The following is an 18,879-nucleotide window of genomic DNA, read 5'->3' as shown; positions in this document are numbered from 1 at the left end:
ACGGGAGGCGGCGAGACGCCACACCTCCGAGCGCGCTGCGATGGGGGAGGCGGCTGGTGGCCCCCCGGCGTGCGGACGCCTTCCGGAGGAGCCGGAGGGAGAACGCATCACCTGGGTGGGGGCCGAGGACATCGCCGCCTGCTCCTCCGAGTTCATGTCGCCCCGCATTGCGACCGGCACCGTGCCGGGCGGGGCTGCTTCTCTTCACGCGCTCGAGGTGCCCACCACGCCCGTGCTGTCCGCCCCCTCTTCCACACCCGGTCGGTGCCCGTCACGTGGGCCACCTTGGGGGGGCGTCTGGGGGCCCCGGAGCAGCAGGGGCATCCGGAGGGAACCGGAAGCGCAACCCGTCGAAATTCCTGCCTGGGCGTGATGTCCCGCCAACGCGGGGCGTCACACAACCGCCCAGAAACACGGAGAGTTTTCCACGCCCCTCCAGGTGTGTAAAGGCCCGATGCTCCCGTTCATCCACTGTCGGGCAGATGGAAGGCGTCCCCGCCCGGCGGGCATGCGGGCGCTCGGAAACGGACGTTCAGGCTTGCGCGGGGGCCTGCTTGCGCCCTTCCGGCTTGTCCAGCTTGCCGCGCGGACGGCGCACCAGCCGGAGGCCCGTCCAGGTCTCGTCGATGATGCAGATCTTGTTGTCCACCAGCCCGATGTCGAGCGCCGCCTGGCGCACGAAGTCCTCGGACAGGCGCGTCTTCACGCCCTCGCCGGCGGGCCAGCAGACCCAGATGCCGCCGTTGAGGGTGGTGGCGCGCGACAGCGCGGGCAGCCGCTGCACCAGCTCCGTGGCGTCGGAGGTGAAGAAGAGGATGACGTCCAGCCCCGTCTGGGCCGTGACGAGGAACTCCACCCCGTCCGGCAGCGGGTTGAGCTTCTGCACGAAGCCCCGCGGGGGGTTGATGACAGAGACCTTGGTGCCGGACCGGATGCCCAGCATGGCCGGCAGGGATGCCAGCGCGTAGGGCGTCATGATGTGCGCTCCACGGTGAAGGTGCGGAACTCGCCAGTGGCCTGCCCGTCGGTGCGCGCCACGTCCGTGACGCGCGCCATGCGGGGACCCGAGTGACACCAGCGGATGAAGTCTTCCAGCGCGCCCGGTTCGCCTTCCACCGTGGCCTCCACGGAGCCGTCGCTCCGGTTGCGCACCCAGCCTGACAGGTTGAGGCGCAGCGCCTCCTGACGGGCGCTCTCCCGGTAGGAGACGCCCTGGACCGCGCCCTGGATGCGCAGGGTCACCCGGCGCTGCGTGCTCATGCCTCTGGCCTCATGCTCTGGCGTCCCCTTCTAGCAGCTTCAGGAACGCCTGCTCATCCAGGATTCTTACTCCCAATTCCTGGGCCTTCTTCAGCTTGCTACCCGCGTCCTCGCCGGCGACGACGAAATCGGTCTTGCGTGAGACACTTCCGGAGACCTTACCGCCGCGCCGTTCGATTTCCTCCTTCGCCTGCTCGCGCGCCAGCCGCTCCATGGTGCCGGTGAGCACCACCGTCTTGCCCACGAAGGGGCCGCCCGTGGCGACCGCCGGGGGCGCTGGCCGCACCCCCGCGTCCAGGAGGGCCAGGATGGCGGCCTGGTTCTGCGGCTCCTGGAAGAAGGTGTGGATGACCTGCGCCATCACCGGGCCCACGTCCTTCACCCGGCTGATGTCCTCCAGGCTGGCCGTGAAGAGCATCTTCACGTCCGGGAAGGCCTCCGCCAGGGCGCGCGCCGTGGAGTCGCCCACGTGGCGGATGCCCAGCGCGTAGAGGAAGCGGCGCTGGGTGGTGTTCTTGCTGCCCTCGATGGAGGCCAGCAGGTTGTCCGCGCTCTTCTCCCCCATGCGCTCCAGCTTGAGCAGCGAGTCCCGGGTGAGCGCGTACAGGTCCGCGAAAGTCTTCACCTGCCCGTGCGTCACCAGCTGCGTGGCCAGCTTGTCCCCCAGGCCTTCGATGTCCATGGCGATGCGGCTGGCGAAGTGGCGCACCTTCTCCACCAGCTGCGCGGGGCAGGACGCGCCCGTGCAGCGGATGATGGCGCCGTCCTCATCCCGGGCCGCCACCGCGCCGCACACCGGGCAGTGGCTGGGGAAGGTGAAGGGCTGGGAGTCCTCCGGGCGCTTGGACAGGACCACGGAGACGATTTCGGGAATCACGTCGCCCGCGCGGCGCACGAAGACGGTGTCGCCCTTGCGCACGTTCTTGCGGCGCAGCTCGTCCTCGTTGTGCAGCGTGGCGCGCGACACCGTCACGCCGCCCACCTTCACCGGCTTCAGGTGCGCCACCGGCGTGAGCGCGCCCGTGCGGCCCACCTGGATGCCAATGTCCTCCACCGTGGTGGACTCCTCTTCCGGCGGGAACTTGTAGGCCACGGCCCAGCGCGGGCTCTTGGACACCTGGCCCAGGCGGCGGCGCAGGTCCTCGTCGTCCACCTTCACCACCATGCCGTCGACCTCGAAGGGCAGGGCGTGGCGGCCCTCCAGGGACTCCTCGTAGCGCTGGCGCACCCCGTCCGCGCCGTCCGCGTGCTGGTAGCGGTTGATGGGCAGGCCCAGCGTCTTCAGGTACTCCAGCTTCTCCGTGTGCGTCTTGAAGGCGGGCACGCCGTCGCCGGGCACGCACTCATAGAGGTAGACGGACAGGGGCCGGGCGGCGGTCTCCTTGGGGTCCAGCTGGCGCAGGCTCCCCGCGGCGGCGTTGCGCGGGTTGGCGAAGAGGGACTCGCCGGCTTCCTCGCGCTTCTCATTGAGCTTGCGGAAGTCCTCCTTGCGGATGAAGACCTCGCCGCGCACCTCCAGCCGCCGGGGCACCTTCACGCCGTCCTGGGGGAAGAGCTCCAGGGGCAGGCTCTTGATGGTGCGCAGGTTGCCCGTGACGTCCTCGCCGGTGGTGCCGTCGCCCCGGGTGGCGCCCTGCACGAAGCGGCCGTCCTCGAACCTCAGGGAGATGGCCAGGCCGTCCAGCTTGGGCTCGCAGACGTAGGCCACCTTGGCCAGGCCCGTCAGCTTGCGGATGCGTTCGTCGAACTCCGTCAGCCCGGCGTCATCGAAGATGTTCGCCAGCGACAGCATCTGCGTGGTGTGCACCACCTGCCCGAAATCCTCCACCGCCGCGCCGCCCACGCGCTGGGTGGGCGAGTCCGGCGTCACCAGCTGGGGGTACTGCTCCTCCAGCCCCTGGAGCTCCCGCATCAGCGCGTCATATTGCGCGTCGCTGATTTCCGGCGAGTCCAGCACGTAGTAGCGGTGGTTGTGGTGGGCCAGCTCCTGGCGGAGCGCTCGGGCGCGGGCTTCGGCTTTCGGGAAGGTGTCCACGGGGTGTGTCCTTACCCCAATTCAGGGGCGTGGCCAGTCGCGCACGCCCCGCGTTGGAGGAAGGGCACTCTACCGGTACCACCTGACAGGACTGCTTCACGCACCCGGGAAGGCGGACCCGGGGACGCGTGTTGAGCCCAGGTGGGCGCGCCTGTCGCCCCATTAGGCCCGAATTTCAGCTACATAGCGGATTCCAGGTTGGTAGTCCTCCCACCCTCCAGTGCAACCCCCTGAAAAACGGGACGGAGTCAGGCACGGATGCCTTGACAGCTCTGGAGGCGGTCAATAGTTTCCAGCGCGGTTCCTGGCGCAGGGGTTCCCCCGGCGCCATCTCTTCCCAACCACAGGCCCAAGCGCCCTCCGGTCCGTTCCCAGGACCCGGGTGGTGCTGCCCTCCTGGAAGGTGCTTCCGAGCGCCGCGCGGACGGACCGCCGTCCCGCGTACAGCCTGCCCGAGCCTTCGGGCGCTTCCCCCCTATTCCGTACGCAGACCGTCATGGCCAAAGCCCGTTCCCCCCGAGAGAAGGTAGTCGAGCCCGAGTTCACCGAGGAGAAGCCCCGGCGCAAGCGCGCGGCGGCGAAGGAGGCGGAGAAGCCCGCGCCCCGGTCGCGCCGCGCTCCCGCCCGCCGGGAAGAGGCTCCCGCCGAGGAGGCCGAGGCCCCCGAGGTCGCCGCGGAGGCGCCCCGTCCGGTGCTCACGCCCATCTCCCGTCCCGTGCGCGACGACGAGCTCCAGGAGATGGGCCGCGCGGAGGAGGAGACGCCCGCCGAGGAGGCCGCTCCGGCCGCCCCGCAGGAGTCCGCGGAAGGTCCCGCCATCACGGAGGTGCAGCGCGACGGCACCCCGATGCAGGTCATCAAGCTCAATGACCTGAAGCGGATGAAGATCACGGACCTGGCGAAGATGGCCCACGACACGGGCATCGAGGGCTACCAGGGCCTGAAGAAGCAGGACCTCATCTTCGCGCTCCTGGGCGGCATCGCCGACAAGCGCTTCGAGGTCCACGCGGAAGGCGTGCTGGAGCTGCTCAGCGACGGCTTCGGCTTCCTGCGCAGCGCGGACAGCGACTACCAGCCGTCCCCGGACGACATCTACGTGTCGCCGTCGCAGGTGCGCCGCTTCAACCTGCGGCCCGGCGATACGGTGACGGGCCCCATCCGCCAGCCCCGCGAGGGCGAGCGCTTCTTCGCGCTGCAGAAGGTGGACAAGGTCAACTTCGCGGACCCCATGTCGGACGCGGCGCGAGAGCGCATCCTGTTCGACAACCTCACGCCGCTCTATCCGACGCGCAAGCTCAAGCTGGAGCACGAGTCGTCGGAGATGACCACGCGCATCATCGACATGTTCTGCCCCATCGGCCTGGGCCAGCGCTGCCTCATCGTGGCGCCGCCGAAGGCCGGCAAGACGGTGCTGCTGCAGAACATCGCGCACGCCATCAGCCGCAACCACCCGGACGTCTACCTCATCGTGCTGCTCGTGGACGAGCGCCCGGAGGAGGTGACGGACATGGAGCGCAGCGTGCGCGGCGAGGTGGTGTCCTCCACCTTCGACGAGCCCGCCACGCGCCACGTGCAGGTGGCGGAGATGGTCATCGACAAGGCCAAGCGCCTGGTCGAGCAGAAGTACGACGTCTGCATCCTGCTGGACTCCATCACCCGTCTGGCGCGCGCCTACAACACGGTGGTGCCGGCGTCCGGAAAGATCCTCTCCGGCGGCGTGGACGCCAACGCGCTCCACAAGCCCAAGCGCTTCTTCGGCGCGGCCCGCAACATCGAAGAGGGCGGCAGCCTCACCATCATCGGTACGGCGCTCATCGACACCGGCAGCCGCATGGACGAAGTGATTTTCGAGGAGTTCAAGGGCACGGGTAACTCCGAAATCGTCCTGGACCGGAAGTTGATGGAGAAGCGCATCTTCCCAACGCTCGACATCAACAAATCCGGCACCCGCAAGGAGGAGCTCCTCTTGTCTCCGGCGGACCTGGTGCGCATTACGGCGTTGCGCCAGGTGCTCCACCCGTTCACCCCCATCGACGCGATGGAGTTCGTGCTCAAGCACATGCGTCCGACGGCGGCGAACGCGGAGTTCCTGGGCTCGATGAACCGGTAGTCACCTCCGGCCCAAGGAGCCCCCCATGCGTCGTGCCCGCCTCCCGCGTCTCGCCGCCCGCGTCATCGCGGGCCTTGCCCTGGGGCTTCTGGCCGGGTGCGACATCGGGGTGGAGGACCTGCCCATCGGAGACACCCCACCGGTGCTCTCCGAGCAGGTCTGCTACACCGACTCGGATTGCGTGGCGAACGCGTGCTGCGGCGAGGGCACCGCCATCACCCACCGCAACGTGGGGCCGGACTGCTCCGGCGTGCGGTGCGATGGGACGTGCACCCCCAACAGCGTGGACTGCGGCCGGTGCATCCCCACGTGCCGCAACGCGCGCTGCGCCGCCGCCTGCCAGTAGCAGGCGGCCGCTTCCTCCGGCTCAGCTGGCGAGCCCGCCGGCCATGTCCACCGGCGACTCCCTCAAGGGCAGCGTCACGCGGAAGGTGGTGCCGCCGCCCGGCGTGTCCTCCACGTCGATGCGGCCCTGGTGCGCCTCCACCACCTGACGCGACACCCAGAGCCCCAGGCCCAGGCCGCCGTAGTGGTGCGTGGACACGGCGCGCTCGAAGCGCTCGAAGATGCGCTCGCGGTCCTCCGGCTTGATGCCGATGCCGTGGTCCACCACGGACAGGCGGACGACTTCACCGTCCGGCTGCAGCGTCACGTCCACCGGCCGGCCCCGGCCGAACTTCAGCGCGTTGGCGACCAGGTTGTGCACCACCTGCGAGATGCGCGACGGGTCGAAGGTGCCCATCACCGGGCCCTTCACGTCCACGGTGAGCGGCGTGCCGTCTCGGCGCGCCTCCTCCTCCGCGAAGCGCGTCACCTCCACCAGCAGGTCGCCCAGGTCCACGTCCGTGCGGGTGAGCTTCAGCCGGCCGCTGGTGATCTGCGACACGTCCATCAGCACGTCCACGAGCAGAGCCAGCCGGCGGATGAACGACCGCGCCTGCTTCAGGCGCTCCACCGCCCTGGGCGGCGCGTCCCGGCCCAGGCCGCGCTCCACCAGCTCCAGGTGCAGCTGGAAGGCCGCCAGCGGCGTGCGCAGCTCGTGCGCCGCCACGGAGAGGAAGTCGTCGCGGGCGCGCAGCGCCTCGGCCAGGCCCTCCGCGCGGGCGCGCTCGTCTGCCATCTCCCCGCGCATCCGCGCGAGCTTCAGGTTGGACGCGATGCGCGCGAGCAGCTCGCCCGCGGAGAAGGGCTTCACCAGGTAGTCATCCGCGCCGGACGCCAGGCCCTCCACCGTGGCCTCCTCGCCGGCCTTCGCGGACAACAGCAGGATGGGCAGCTCGCGCGTGCTGGGCGAGGCGCGCAGGGCCCGCAGGAGGCCCATGCCGTCCAGCTTCGGCATCATCACGTCCGACAGCACCAGGTCCGGCGGCCGGGCCAGCGCGGCCTCCAGGCCCTTCTGGCCGTCCGTCGCCACCTCCACGTCGTACTCCGTGGACAGCACGCGCTGGATGTAGTCGCGCATGTCCCGGTTGTCGTCCACCAGCAGGATGCGCGCGCGGGGCGCCGGGGCCACCGCGTGGCCGTCCGCGGCGGCCGGGTGCGGCTGGTGCGAGGACTGGGTGCGGTCCTTGGGCTTCGCGGTGCTCCACAGCAGCGCTTCCTCGACGTAGGCGGACGTGGCCTCGCGCGCCGCGGAGCGCGGCCGGGCGGTGGTGCGGATGCGCTCGGGCGGCAGGTGCGCGTGGCCCAGCGGCAGCTCCACGGTGAAGACGCTGCCCGCGCCCTCCTGGCTGCGCGCGGACACCGTGCCGCCGTGCAGCTTCGCGAACTCCTGCACCAGCGCGAGCCCGATGCCGCTGCCCTCCATCGTGCGCGACGGTGAGCCCGGCACGCGGTGGAAGCGCTCGAAGAGGCGGGGCAGCTCGTGCGCGGGGATGCCCGAGCCGGTGTCCTCCACGTCCAGCGCCACGCGCTGCCCGTGCTCGCGCAGGCGCAGCGTGATGCCGCCCTGGAGCGTGAACTTGAACGCGTTGGAGACCAGGTTGAGGACGATCTGCTCCCACAGGTCCGGCGCCACGTAGACGGGCTGGGAGAGGGGCGGACAGTCCACCGTGAGCTTGAGGCCCGCGCGCTCCATGGCGGAGCGGAAGCTGGACGCGGCGTCCTTCGTCAGCGCGGACAGGTCCGCCGGCACGAAGCGCTCCTCCTTCGGGCCGGCCTCCAGCCGGGACAGGTCCAGCAGCGCGTTCACCAGCTTGAGCAGGCGCCCGGCGTTGCGGTGCACCCGCTCCATCTCCTTGCGGACCTCGTCCGACAGGGGGCCCGCGCGCCCGGCGAGCAGGTCCTCCGTGGGGCCCAGCATCAGCGTCAGCGGCGTGCGGAACTCGTGGCTGACGTTGGCGAAGAACTCCGACTTGAGCCGATCCAGCTCTCCCAGTTGTTCGTTCGCGACGCGCAGCTGCTGGTTCGTCTCCTGGATCTGCTGGGCGCGCCGGAAGATCTCGCCCTCCATCTCGTCCGCGCGGGCGCGGAGCTCGGCGTGCTGGCGGTTCTGCTCCTCGTCCAGGTGCTTCAGGCGGATGAAGTCGGTGACGTCCTCGACGCGGTGGATGACGTGGCGCACCTCTCCGTCCTCGCCGAAGACGGGGGTGTTCAGCGGGCTCCAGTAGCGCAGCTCGAACCCGCCGCCAGCCGCCTCGGGGCGGGGGATGTCGTACTTCTGGACGGCCATCGCGTCCGGGGTGCGCGTGCGCACCGCGCGCTCCAGAGACGCGCGCAGGTTGGCCACCCCGTTGGCTCGCGGATCCTGCGGGTTGTCCGGGAAGACGTCGAAGATGTTCCGGCCCAGGAGGTCCTCACGCTGCGTCCGCGTGACGCGCAGGTACGAGTCCGTCACCGCGACGATGACGAACTCCGGCGTCAGCACGAGGTACGGATTGGGCGCGGCTTCGAACAGGCTCCGGTAGTCCGGGGTCGTCGGTGAGGGGTTGGGGGGCATCACACATCCTCGGAGGCAGAGGAGTGCGTGGAATTAGTCACTCACTCCCGGGATGGCCAGGGGGGAAAGTAGGACCCAGCCCCTGGTTTTCCACCGGTGGACGCTTCGGTGCGCCCGGCGCTCAGGCGGCGGGGGCGGCGTCCGTGGAGGCGACTGTCTGCTGGGCCGTCGAGGCCACCAGCGGGGGCGGCTGTGCCTTGAGGCGCGCGTAGTCGAAGCAGGCCACCACGATGGAGGCCACCGGCACCGCGAACAGCGCGCCCCAGAGCCCGAAGAGCTTCTCGCCCGCGATGAGGGAGAAGGCCACCACCACGGGGTGGATGCGCGCGGCCTCGCCCATGATCTTCGGGTTGAGGAAGTACGCCTCCAGCGCGTGGATGCCGATGATCCACAACAGCAGCGCCAGGCCCTTCTGGAAGCCGTCCGCCAGCGCGATGAGCACGATGGGCACCGAGCTGATGATGGTGCCGAAGATGGGGATGAGGCTGAAGAGCGTGGCGATGGTGGCCAGCAGGAAGGCGAACTTCACGCCGAACAGCAGGAGGCCCACCAGCGTGAGGCCGCCGTTCACCAGGCAGATGGTCACCTGGCCGCGCACCACGCCGGACAGGGACTTGTCGATGCGCGCCACCAGCGTCTTCGCGTCCGGCAGCAGCTCCACGGGGACGAGCGTGCCGAAGTAGCGGCGGATGGCCTGCGCGTCGATGGAGAAGAACGCGGCGACCATCAGGATGAAGAACAGCATGAAGACGCCGGCCAGCACCTCCGTGACGATGCGGCGCGACACGTTGACGATGTCCGCCAGGTTCTCCCTCACGAGCAGCGTCACGCGCGCCACCGTGTCCGTGAGCATCTGCTCCAGGTCCAGCGCCAGGCTGAAGCCGCCGGAAGCACCCGCCCCGCCCTCCATGGTCCGGTCCGACAGGGCCACGGGGATGCCGTACGTGTTGAGCCACGCTTCCGCGCGCTGCGCGAGCGACTGCACGTGCTCCGGCGTGAGCGCGCTGGCGAAGCCGGCCATCTCGCGGCTGATGCGCGCCACCTCGCGGTAGAGCTGCGGCACCAGCGCGACGAAGAAGAGGTATGCGCCGAGGAAGAACCCCGCGTAGATGAGCAGGATGGCCACCCAGCGCGGTACGCCGCGGCCGGCCACGCGCAGGCGGGTGATGCGCGCCACCAGCGGCTGCACCAGGTACGCGATGAGCGCCGCGCCCGCGAAGGGCATCACCACCGAGCGCAGGGCGAAGAGCGTCACCGCGATGGCCACCCACAACCCCGCGAGGAGGAGCAGGCGCTTGCGGCGTTCGTCGGGGGCGGTGGCATCCACGGGCTGCGACATGGAAGCGGGCTTAGGGCAGCAGCCTCCCTCCTGACAAGCTCCCGGAAGGAAAGCTTCTGGCGCCCCCGCGCTCCTATGCGCCCCAAGGGTCCAGAACCCCTCGGTTGGGGCAGGCGGCCGGCCTCAGGCCTGGGGCCGGCGGGTCGTGTCGTTGAGCCGGGCCTCCAGCCGGTCCAGGCACTCGCGCATCAGGGGGCGCTTGATGCGGCCCTGGGTGGCCTCTCCCAGGCCCAGCATCTGCTCCGTGAGCCAGCGGGTGAGGAAGAGCAGGGGGACGCGGTCGTCGGGGGCCAGGCCCCGCTCCAGGTAGCGCTTGTTGCGCACGTAGTCGTCGAAGGCGTCGAACTCGCGGGCCAGGTCCCACTTCGCCAGCCGCAGGGCCTCCGTGTAGACGGCCGGGGCGGGGCGGCGGGTGGCCTCCTGGAACAGCGAGGCGAACTCGCCCAGGGTGGCCGGGTCGAGGTCCTGGACGGGAGGCGGCCAGGCCGCCAGGTCCTTGGCGAGCAGCCGCGCCACCTCATCCAGCAGGTGGTCCACGAGGGTGACGGGCTTGAGGTCGAAGAGGTGGTCCCAGCGCGAAGGCATGTGTCAGGGGCTGGCGGCTGCGGGCAGGGCGGCCACCGGAAGGGGAGGGGGCTTGAGCTCCGCGACGGACGCGCGAGCCGGGGCGTCAGCATAGCTCAAGGCCAGCTCGCGCCGGATGACCTCCCACACGCAGCGGCGGGTGAGCAGCTCGCCGTGGGGCACGCCGGACAGCTCCACGTTGAAGACGTTCGGCTGTCCGTCCACGTCCAGCACGGAGGAGGGGAAGCGCGCGATGACGTCGTCGCGCGAGTAGATGGACACGAGCCGCACGTGGCGCGGGAAGGCGCCCACGCCCAGCTGCTTGATGAACGGCGACACCGGCGTGAGCTGCCACATGCTGCGGCTGAACCAGCCCAGTGTCGCGCAGCCCAGGTAGGCCATGCGCGTGCCCCGGTGCGGCGTGCCCAGGGTGATGAGGCTCTTCACGCGCGTGTCCCCGCCCAGCCGCTTCACGTAGTACGTGCCGATGAGGCCGCCCTTCGAGTGGCCGATGATGGTGAGCGGCCCCATGCCCGGGTGGCGCTCGTAGAGCCGGTCCACCTTGCCCTGGACCTTGCGCGCCAGCTCGTCGATGCGGTGCGTGTTGAAGCGGTCCATGGTGCCGCCCAGGTGGATGGACCAGACGCAGTAGCCCTCGCGGCGCAGGCGGTGCTCCAGCACCTCCAGGACGCGGCGCGTGCTGAAGAAGCCGTGCAAGAGGAGCACCGGCTTCTGGCAGTCCCGGAAGTTCGTGCGGCGCACGATCTGGTTGCCGCGCGGATCCAGGTCCACGTAGCTGGCCAGGTACTTCAGCTGGCACTTCAGCTTCCGGTACTGCATCACGAACGGATTCATCCCCAGCCCCCGCCACCTCCTGGACGGTGCGTGGACCGCCGTCCGGGAACACGGTGCAAAGCTAGGGAGCGCGTCACCCCGTGGCCCGGATCCGCGCGAGGCCACTGTCCGCTTTCGCGCGTCCGGCGGCCCGAATCCGGAAGGTCCGGTCAGGTGAAGTGTTCGAGGAAGTTCATCAGCACCCGGTGCGCGTACGGCGTCGGGGTGATGCCGGCGAGGAGCCGGTGGACGTACTCGCCTTCCGGGAGGCCCTTCTCGCGCGCGAGCGCCTCCAGCGTGTCCTCGCGGGCGAGGATGACCGCGCGCATGGCGTCCGTGGGCATCTCCGGGTGGAACTGCACGCCGCGCACGTTGTGCCGGAAGGCGAGCGCCTGGTTCGCGGTGTTGGCGTTGCCCGCGAGCACCGTCGCGCCGGGAGGCAGGCGGAAGACGATGTCCTCATGGGTGGCCTGCACGGCGAAGCGCTCCGGCAGGCCGGTGAACAGCGGATCCGCGCGGCCCTCGGGTGAGAGCGTCACCTCCACGGTGCCCGTCTCGCGGCCGTTGGGGTTGCGCGTCACCTTGCCGCCGTAGGTCTCCGCGAGCAGCTGTTGGCCAAAGCACACGCCGAGCACGGGGATGCCCTGCTCGCCCGCCTCCGCCATGAAGGCGCCCGTGCGCTCCATCCACGGCTCGCGCCGCGTCACCGACAGGGGCGAGCCCGTCATCATCACCGCGTCGTAGCCCTTCGCGTCCCCGGGCAGGGGCGCGCCCTTGTGCACGGGGAGGACGTCGAAGCGCTGGCCGGACAGTCCAATGGTTTGCAGAAACCACCGCTCGTAGTCACCCACGGAGAGCTGGACGGAGGGCGCCGCGTCGCCGGCTTTCAGCAGCAGGACGTTCTTCATGGGGGCAGGTTGCCGCGTCATGGCGCCATTCCTACCGTGTCCAGCCATCCGTGTCCGGTGCCCGCCACTTCAAGGTCGCTCGCGCGCCGTGCTCACCCGAGGCCTCGCCATGACCGACGCTCGTTCGCTCACTCCCAAGCTCCCCGTGCTCAAGCTGCTCATCGACGGGCAGCAGGTGGACCCCGTGGAAGGGGGCACCTTCGCGGTGGTGAATCCCGCCACCGGTCAGAAGCTGGCGGACGTGCCCGCGGGCACCGCCGCGGATGTGGACCGCGCGGTGAAGGCCGCGCGCCGCGCCTTCGAGTCCGGGCCGTGGGGGAGGATGACCGGCCGCGAGCGCGGCAAGCTCATCCGCAAGCTGGCGGACCTGCTCTACGAGCGCCGCGAGGAGTTCGCGCTCATCGAGTCCCTGAACAACGGCAAGACGTTCAGGGACGCCATCCGGGGTGACGTGGCGCCGGCCGCCGCGACGCTCGCGAACTTCGCGGACCTGGCCAGCACCATCCTGGGCGAGGTGCTGCCGGTGGACGGCCCCTTCCACACCTACGCGCTCAAGGAGCCGGTGGGCGTGGTGGGCGTCATCGTGCCGTGGAACTACCCCACGTGCATGCTGGGCTGGAAGCTGGGCCCCGCGCTGGCCGCCGGCTGCACGGTGGTGGTGAAGCCCTCCGAGTACACGCCGCTCACCGCGCTGAAGCTGGGCGCGCTGGCGCTGGAGGCGGGCTTCCCGCCCGGCGTCATCAACGTCATCACCGGCCTGGGCGACCCCGCGGGCGAGGCGATTGCCCGGCACCCGGACGTGGACAAGATTTCGTTCACCGGCTCCGGCCGCACCGCGCGCCGGCTCTTGCAGGCGTCCGCCGCGAGCAACCTGAAGAAGCTGACGCTGGAGCTGGGCGGCAAGAGCCCGCAGATCATCTTCCCGGACGCGGACTTCGACCGCGCGGTGGACGCGTGCTTCTGGGGCATCTTCGGCAACAAGGGTGAGACGTGCAACGCGGGCAGCCGCGTGCTGGTGCACCAGGATGCCTACGAGGGCTTCGTCGCGAAGCTCGCGGAGAAGGCGCGCACGATGAAGGTGGGCGACCCGCTGGACGCGTCCACGGAGATGGGCGCGCTGGTGAGCCAGAAGCAGATGGACATGGTGCTGGGCTACATCGAGAGCGGCAAGCAGCAGGGCGCGAAGCTGCTCGCGGGCGGTGGCCGCGACACGGAGGGCTACAAGGCGAAGGGCTGCTTCGTGAAGCCCACCATCTTCGGCGACGTGAAGCCGGACATGAAGATCGCCCAGGAGGAGATCTTCGGCCCGGTGCTCAGCTGCCTGCGCTTCCGCGACGACGCGGAGGCCATCGCGCTGGCGAACAGCACCGAGTACGGCCTGGCCGCGTCCATCTGGACCGGTGACGTGGCCAAGGCGCACGCGCTGGCGAAGCAGGTGAAGAGCGGCGTGGTGTGGATCAACTGCTTCAACGAGTTCGACGACGCGGCGCCCTTCGGTGGCTACAAGCAATCCGGCTGGGGCAAGGACCTGGGCCACCACGCGCTGGACGGCTACCTCCAGACGAAGGCCGTGTGGACGAAGCTTCCGTCCCCCTGACGCCGTCGCGCGCATCCCTCCGTTCCACGCTCCAGCGCTTCATGACGAAGAAAAGGAAGGTCCGCATGGCGTCGCGTCCCAAGGCCAAGGTGCTCACCCATCCGGCGATGGCCCGCCGGGCCCGCGCGAAGGAGCGGAGCGAGGGCGGGCCGCGCGCGGTGCCCGGACAGCCGGGGGACATGGACTCCCTGCGCCGGTGGATGGACGAGAAGAACGTCCGCAAGGTCAAGCTGGGCGCCATCGACGTGGATGGCGTCTTCCGCGGCAAGTACGTCTCGCTGGAGAAGTTCTACAGCGCCGCGAAGAGCAACATGGGGTTCTGCGACGTCGTCTTCGGCTGGGACCTGGGCGACGAGCTGCTCGACAACACGAAGGTGACGGGCTGGCACACGGGCTACCCGGACACCCCCGCGAAGGTGGACCTGTCCACCGCGCGCATCATCCCGTGGGAGCCCGACACCGCGGCGTTCCTGCTGGACTTCGTGAACCCGGACGGCACGCCCTTCGAGGCGAGCCCGCGCCAGCTGCTCCAGAAGATGGGCCAGCGCGCGCGCAAGCTGGGCTTCCTGCCCAAGTTCGGCGCGGAGTACGAGTTCTTCCTCTTCAAGGAAGGGCCGCAGAGCCTGCATGAGAAGGGCTTCCAGAACCTCACGCCGCTGACGCCGGGCATGTTCGGCTACTCGTGGCTGCGCACGTCGCTGAACGCGCCGCTGGTGCACGCGCTCATCGATGGGTGCAACGCGTTCGGGCTCAACATCGAGGGCTTCCACACGGAGACGGGCCCCGGCGTCTTCGAGGCGGCGATCCGCTACGACACGCTGGAGCTGGCGGCGGACCGCGCGGCGCTCTTCAAGACGGTGGTGAAGGAGATCTGCGCGAAGCACGGCGTGTCCGCGTGCTTCATGGCCAAGGTGAGCCCGAAGCTGCCCGGCTGCTCCGGTCACGTGCACCAGTCACTGTGGAACCTGAAGGACGAGGAGAATCTCTTCCACGACCCGTCGCAGAAGCACGGGATGAGCAAGCTGATGCGGCACTACATCGGCGGGCAGGTGGCGCTGATGCCGGAGCTCACCGCGCTCTACTGGCCCACCATCAACAGCTACAAGCGCAGCGTGGAGAACACCTGGGCGCCCACCACCGCGACGTGGGGCCTGGAGAACCGCACCTGCGCCATCCGCGTCATCGGCGACAGCGGCAAGTCCATGCGCATCGAGTACCGCCAGCTGGGCGCGGACATGAACGCGTACATCGGCATGGCGGTGAGCCTGGCCGCGGGCCTGTGGGGCATCGAGAACGAAGTCGAGCCGCCCGCGCCCGTGCTGTCCAACGCCTACGAGGCGAAGCGTACGAAGCCGCTGCCCCGCAACCTGAAGGACGCGGTGGCCCTGTTGAAGCACAGCGAGCGCGCCCGGGAGCTCCTGGGGGACGGCTTCGTCGACCACTTCGTGCGCACCCGCGAGTGGGAGGTGCGCCAGTACGAGCGGGCGGTCACCTCCTGGGAGCTGGAGCGCTACCTGGAGCTCATCTGATTTGAAGGAGGACCGTTCATGAAGCCTTTCGACATTCCCTCGGAGCCGCGCGTCACGGAGATGTCGTGGCCCACGCGCATCGTGTTCGGCGCGGGCGCGCTCCAGCGGCTGCCCGCGCACGCGACGCGGCTGAACATGAAGCGCCCGCTGCTGGTGACGGACGCGGGCGTGGTGAAGGCGGGGCTCGCCACGCGCGTGACGGACGTGCTCAAGGGCGCGGGCATGGACTGCGCGGTGTTCGACCGCGTGGAGCCCAACCCCACGGAGCGCGACGTGTTCGCGGGCCTGGAGGCCTACCGCGCGCACAAGGCGGACGGCATCGTCGCCCTGGGCGGCGGCAGCGCGCTGGACGCGGGCAAGCTGGTGCAACTGCTCACGACGCACGAGCCGCCGCTCAGCCGCTACGACGACGCGAAGGGCGGCGACCAGTACGTGCGCGATGACCTGCCTCCGCTCATCGCCATTCCGACGACGGCGGGTACGGGCTCGGAGGTCGGACGCTCCGGCGTGGTGACGCTGGCGGACACGGGGCGCAAGACGGTCATCTTCAGTCCGCACCTGCTGCCGAAGGCGGCCGTGATTGATCCGGAGCTGACGCTGGGCCTGCCTCCCTCCGTCACGGCGGCCACGGGCATGGACGCGCTCACCCACTGCATCGAGGCGTATGTCGCCAACGGCTTCCATCCGCTCGCGGACGCGGTGGCCATCGACGGCGTGATGCGCGTGGGCCGCTCGTTGGTGACGGCGGTGAAGGAGGGCCGCGACCTGGCGGCCCGCACGGACATGATGGTGGCTGCGATGGAGGGCGCCATGGCCTTCCAGAAGGGCCTGGGCGCGAGCCACGCGCTGGCGCACGCGCTGACGCCCATCTCCCACGTGCCGCACGGCCTGGCCAACGCCATCGTCCTGCCCACGGTGATGGAGTTCAACCGCGCGTCCTGTACGGCGCGGCTGGCGCGCATCTCCACGGCGCTGGGGGACACGTCCAACGCGCGCGAGGAGGTGCTCGCCGCCAACGCCATCGACCGCGTGCGCAAGCTGGCGGCGGCCGTGGGGATTCCTGCTCGGCTGCGCGACGCGGGCGTGAAGGAGCAGGACCTGGAGCACATCGCGCAGAAGGCCTTCCAGGACGCGTCGCACCAGGGGAATCCACGCGCCGTGACAGAGGCGGATCTGCTGGCCATGGCCCGCGAGGCGTACTGAAAAACGGCTTCACACCGGCTTGATTTCAGAGTGTTTCAGCGGGGCCTCTCCCGAGGGAAACGGGAGGGGCCCCGTGCCTTTGGCGCGCTTGAATCAGCCCGGGCCTCCTCCGTCAGAAGGTTCAGAACGCAGCAACAACGCGGCTCAACGGAGGCAGGTCATGAAGGCGATGCTCAAGAAGATGGTGGTGGCTGTGGCGCTCATCGCGAGCTCCCCGGTGATGGCGGCGGACTTCCACGCCTCCAGCCCCGTCGTGAGCCACCACGACCAGGCCCGCATGGAGCGCGAGCGGTTGGAGCGGGCGCGGCTGGCTCGGCTGGAGCGGGAACGGCAGGAGCGGGCGCGGCTGGAGCGCGAGCGGCAGGCCCGGCTGGAGCGCGAGCGGTTGGAGCGGGCGCGGCTGGCCCGGCTGGAGCGTGAGCGGATGGAGCGCGAGCGGCTGGCCCGGCTGGAGCGTGAGCGTCAGGAACGCGAGCGGCAGGCCCGGCTGGAGCGCGAGCGGTTGGAGCGGGCGCGGCTGGCGCGGCGCGACTCGCGGTACCACGGTGGCTGGGTGAACTAGGCACCCATGGCGTCACAGCCTGAGGCTGCACGGAGGCCCGGGGGCGGAGATTCGCCCTCGGGCTTCTTCGCGTCTGGAGCTCAGTTGGCGGTGGACTCCACGATCGCCCTGCGGATTTCATCATCCAGGGCCGCGCCGCCCGCGTCGGCGACGCCTCCGGTCTGCTCCGGCGTGAACTCCAGCGTCTCCAGGAAGATGCGCCCGGGCAGCCGCAGGTCCATGGCGGTGACGTGCTCGCGGTCGCGCAAGTCGTAGAGCTGCCGCGCCACGGAGTTCGCCAGCACGCGCTCGTCGGAGAAGACGACGTAGACGCGCACCTTGCCCTCCTGCACCGGCACCCGGAAGTAGGTGTTGGCGACCGGCCGGTTCGCATCGCAGCGGATGGAGCGGTTCTCCCGCGTCAGCGTGAGCTGCCGCATGACGCCCTTCTCGGACATCGTGAAGAGCATGCAGTATGGCAGCTGTCCCTCGGTGGGGATGATCTCCATCGTCGCGGGGCCTGACCGCTTCACCTGGGCGCGCGTCACCTTCGCGGGAGGCTTCGCGTCGTCGCAGCCCATGGCGCTCGCGCCCAGCGCCATCACCGTCAACAAGCCCGTCCAGCGCGTCACGTGTTCTTCCCAGGGAAGGTGGAATACCAGCGCCGCGAGCCTACTCGACGCAACCGGGGGGACGTGCAGCGGGGAAGGGAGCGCTCCGCACGTTTCCCGGTTCAGTGGACACCCGAGAGGCTCGACACGGGGTGTGCTCCCAGCACGCACGGACCGGCTTCACCCTGGTTCGATTTCAGGGTGTTTCGGCCGGCCTCTTCCGAGGGAAGCAAGAGGGGGCTCGTGCCCTGGAGCGGTTGAATCAGCCCGGGCCTCCCCCGTCAGAAGGTTCAGAACGCAGCAGCAACGCGGCTCAACGGAGGCAGGTCATGAAGGCAATGCTCAAGAAGATGGTGGTGGCTGTGGCGCTCATCGCGAGCTCCCCGGTGATGGCGGCGGACTTCCACGCCGCGACCCCCCTCGTGAGCCGCCAGGACCAGGCCCGCATGGAGCGCGAGCGGTTGGAGCGGGCGCGGCAGGCGCGGCTGGAGCGGGAACGGCAGGAGCGCGAGCGGCAGGCCCGGCTGGAGCGCGAGCGGCAGGAGCGCGAGCGTCAGGCCCGGCTGGAGCGCGAGCGCAAGGAACGCGAACGCCTGGCGCGGCTGGAGCGTGAGCGTCAGCAGCGGGAGCGGTTGGCCCGGCGCGACTCGAGGTACAGCGGTGGCTGGGTGAACTGAGCGGCCACGGCATCACGGCCTGAAGCAGCACGAAGGCCCGGGGGCGGACACCCACCCTCGGGCTTCTTCGCGTCTGGAGGTCAGTTGTCCAGGGGCTCCATGGTCAGCGCGCGGGTGCCGGCGTCCGGGGCCGTGCCGCCGTCGGAAGTCACCACGCCGCCCGCGCTCACGATGCCGCCGGTCTGCTCCGGCTCGCCCATCTCCGGCGTGAACTCCAGCATGTCCACGAAGATGCGACCGGGCAGCCGCAGGTCCATGGCGGTGACGCGCTCGCGGTCGCGCAAGTCGTAGAGCTGCTGCGCCACGGAGCCCGCCGGCACGCGGTCGTCGGAGAAGAAGACGTAGATGCGCACCTTGCCCTCCTGCACCGGCACCCGGAAGCTGGTGTTGGCGACGGGGCGGTTCGCGTCGCAGCGGATGGAGCGGTTCTCCCGCGTCAGCGTGAGCTGACGGATGACGCCCTTCTCCGACATCGTGAAGAGCATGCAGTAGGGCAGCTGCCCCTCGGTGGGGATGATCTCCATCGTCGCAGGGCCTGTCCGCTTCACCTGGGCGCGCGTCACCTTCGCGGGAGGCTTCGCGTCGTCGCAGCCCACGAAGCCCGCGCCCAGCGCGATCACCGTCAACAAGCCCGTCCAGCGCGTCATGTGTCTCTCCCCCGGGAAGGTGGAATCGCCGACAGGGGAAGCCTACCCCGGCGCCACGCTTCCCCGTCTTCTCCGCTTTTCGTGGC

General features: G+C 70.0%; 17 protein-coding genes. 7 read left to right on the top strand and 10 right to left on the bottom strand.

Annotated features, from left to right (window positions below):
- Window positions 1-532: 532 nt before the first annotated feature.
- The 3 genes from KYK13_RS29735 to ligA are packed head-to-tail and all read right to left on the bottom strand — an operon-like array spanning window position 533 to window position 3,295.
- Window positions 533-976 carry a DUF3052 family protein gene (locus tag KYK13_RS29735; RefSeq protein WP_014398919.1) on the bottom strand — a complete coding sequence of 148 codons (444 nt, stop codon included), beginning with the start codon at window positions 974-976 and terminating at the stop codon, window positions 533-535.
- Complete coding sequence (locus KYK13_RS29730; protein ID WP_223636490.1) at window positions 973-1,260, bottom strand: acylphosphatase; 288 nt, start codon at window positions 1,258-1,260, stop codon at window positions 973-975. The genes KYK13_RS29735 and KYK13_RS29730 overlap by 4 nt, the downstream gene beginning before the upstream one ends.
- Window positions 1,261-1,270: 10 nt before the next feature.
- Window positions 1,271-3,295 (bottom strand): NAD-dependent DNA ligase LigA, encoded by a 2,025-nt coding sequence (gene ligA, locus KYK13_RS29725; RefSeq protein ID WP_223636487.1) that lies wholly within the window; start codon window positions 3,293-3,295, stop codon window positions 1,271-1,273.
- Between the two features lie 496 nt (window positions 3,296-3,791).
- On the opposite strand from ligA, the gene rho reads away from it, so the two are divergent.
- Both rho and KYK13_RS29715 read left to right on the top strand, forming a co-directional pair.
- Window positions 3,792-5,405, top strand: a complete 1,614-nt coding sequence (gene rho / locus KYK13_RS29720; RefSeq protein WP_223636484.1) for a transcription termination factor Rho — start codon at window positions 3,792-3,794, stop codon at window positions 5,403-5,405.
- Window positions 5,406-5,430: 25 nt separating this feature from the next.
- Window positions 5,431-5,751: a hypothetical protein gene (locus tag KYK13_RS29715; protein ID WP_223636478.1), complete on the top strand. Its 321-nt coding sequence runs from the start codon at window positions 5,431-5,433 to the stop codon at window positions 5,749-5,751.
- A 21-nt stretch (window positions 5,752-5,772) separates the two neighbouring features.
- On the opposite strand, the gene KYK13_RS29710 is transcribed toward KYK13_RS29715, so the two are convergent.
- From KYK13_RS29710 to KYK13_RS29690, 5 genes are all read right to left on the bottom strand, one after another.
- Entirely contained in the window at window positions 5,773-8,343 is a 2,571-nt protein-coding gene (locus KYK13_RS29710; protein WP_223636475.1) for an ATP-binding protein, read from the bottom strand.
- A 121-nt stretch (window positions 8,344-8,464) separates the two neighbouring features.
- Window positions 8,465-9,682 (bottom strand): AI-2E family transporter, encoded by a 1,218-nt coding sequence (locus KYK13_RS29705; protein ID WP_223636472.1) that lies wholly within the window; start codon window positions 9,680-9,682, stop codon window positions 8,465-8,467.
- A 123-nt stretch (window positions 9,683-9,805) separates the two neighbouring features.
- Window positions 9,806-10,267: a hypothetical protein gene (locus KYK13_RS29700; RefSeq protein ID WP_223636470.1), complete on the bottom strand. Its 462-nt coding sequence runs from the start codon at window positions 10,265-10,267 to the stop codon at window positions 9,806-9,808.
- A gap of 3 nt (window positions 10,268-10,270) precedes the next feature.
- Window positions 10,271-11,101: an alpha/beta fold hydrolase gene (locus tag KYK13_RS29695; RefSeq protein WP_223636467.1), complete on the bottom strand. Its 831-nt coding sequence runs from the start codon at window positions 11,099-11,101 to the stop codon at window positions 10,271-10,273.
- 149 nt (window positions 11,102-11,250) lie between these two features.
- On the bottom strand, window positions 11,251-12,009 hold the full coding sequence (locus tag KYK13_RS29690; RefSeq protein ID WP_223636465.1) for a glutamine amidotransferase: 759 nt from the start codon (window positions 12,007-12,009) through the stop codon (window positions 11,251-11,253).
- A gap of 88 nt (window positions 12,010-12,097) precedes the next feature.
- Here KYK13_RS29690 and KYK13_RS29685 point away from each other — a divergent pair, with 88 nt between their 5' ends.
- The 4 genes from KYK13_RS29685 to KYK13_RS29670 all read left to right on the top strand — a co-directional run bounded on the left by KYK13_RS29685 (window position 12,098) and on the right by KYK13_RS29670 (window position 16,879).
- Window positions 12,098-13,585, top strand: a complete 1,488-nt coding sequence (locus KYK13_RS29685; protein ID WP_223636462.1) for an aldehyde dehydrogenase family protein — start codon at window positions 12,098-12,100, stop codon at window positions 13,583-13,585.
- Window positions 13,586-13,650: 65 nt separating this feature from the next.
- Window positions 13,651-15,114 (top strand): glutamine synthetase family protein, encoded by a 1,464-nt coding sequence (locus KYK13_RS29680; protein WP_223636458.1) that lies wholly within the window; start codon window positions 13,651-13,653, stop codon window positions 15,112-15,114.
- A gap of 18 nt (window positions 15,115-15,132) precedes the next feature.
- Window positions 15,133-16,317 (top strand): iron-containing alcohol dehydrogenase, encoded by a 1,185-nt coding sequence (locus KYK13_RS29675; RefSeq protein WP_223636455.1) that lies wholly within the window; start codon window positions 15,133-15,135, stop codon window positions 16,315-16,317.
- A gap of 160 nt (window positions 16,318-16,477) precedes the next feature.
- Window positions 16,478-16,879, top strand: coding sequence for an ATP-dependent DNA helicase (locus KYK13_RS29670; protein WP_223636452.1), 402 nt, complete (start codon window positions 16,478-16,480; stop codon window positions 16,877-16,879).
- A gap of 80 nt (window positions 16,880-16,959) precedes the next feature.
- Here KYK13_RS29670 and KYK13_RS29665 read toward each other — a convergent pair whose 3' ends face one another.
- Window positions 16,960-17,490, bottom strand: a complete 531-nt coding sequence (locus tag KYK13_RS29665) for a hypothetical protein (protein ID WP_223636449.1) — start codon at window positions 17,488-17,490, stop codon at window positions 16,960-16,962.
- Window positions 17,491-17,798: 308 nt separating this feature from the next.
- Between KYK13_RS29665 and KYK13_RS29660 the strand changes: the two genes are divergently transcribed.
- Window positions 17,799-18,146, top strand: coding sequence for an ATP-dependent DNA helicase (locus KYK13_RS29660; protein WP_223636446.1), 348 nt, complete (start codon window positions 17,799-17,801; stop codon window positions 18,144-18,146).
- Window positions 18,147-18,226: 80 nt separating this feature from the next.
- Here KYK13_RS29660 and KYK13_RS29655 read toward each other — a convergent pair whose 3' ends face one another.
- A complete protein-coding gene (locus tag KYK13_RS29655; RefSeq protein WP_223636444.1) occupies window positions 18,227-18,793 on the bottom strand; it encodes a hypothetical protein in 567 nt (188 codons plus the stop codon).
- Between the last annotated feature and the right edge of the window lie 86 nt (window positions 18,794-18,879).

Origin of the sequence: Corallococcus sp. EGB (assembly GCF_019968905.1) — a bacterium.
Taxonomy (GTDB): domain Bacteria; phylum Myxococcota; class Myxococcia; order Myxococcales; family Myxococcaceae; genus Corallococcus.
The sequence above is the reverse complement of the archived record's forward strand: the minus strand, read 5'-3'. Positions and strand labels throughout refer to the sequence as shown.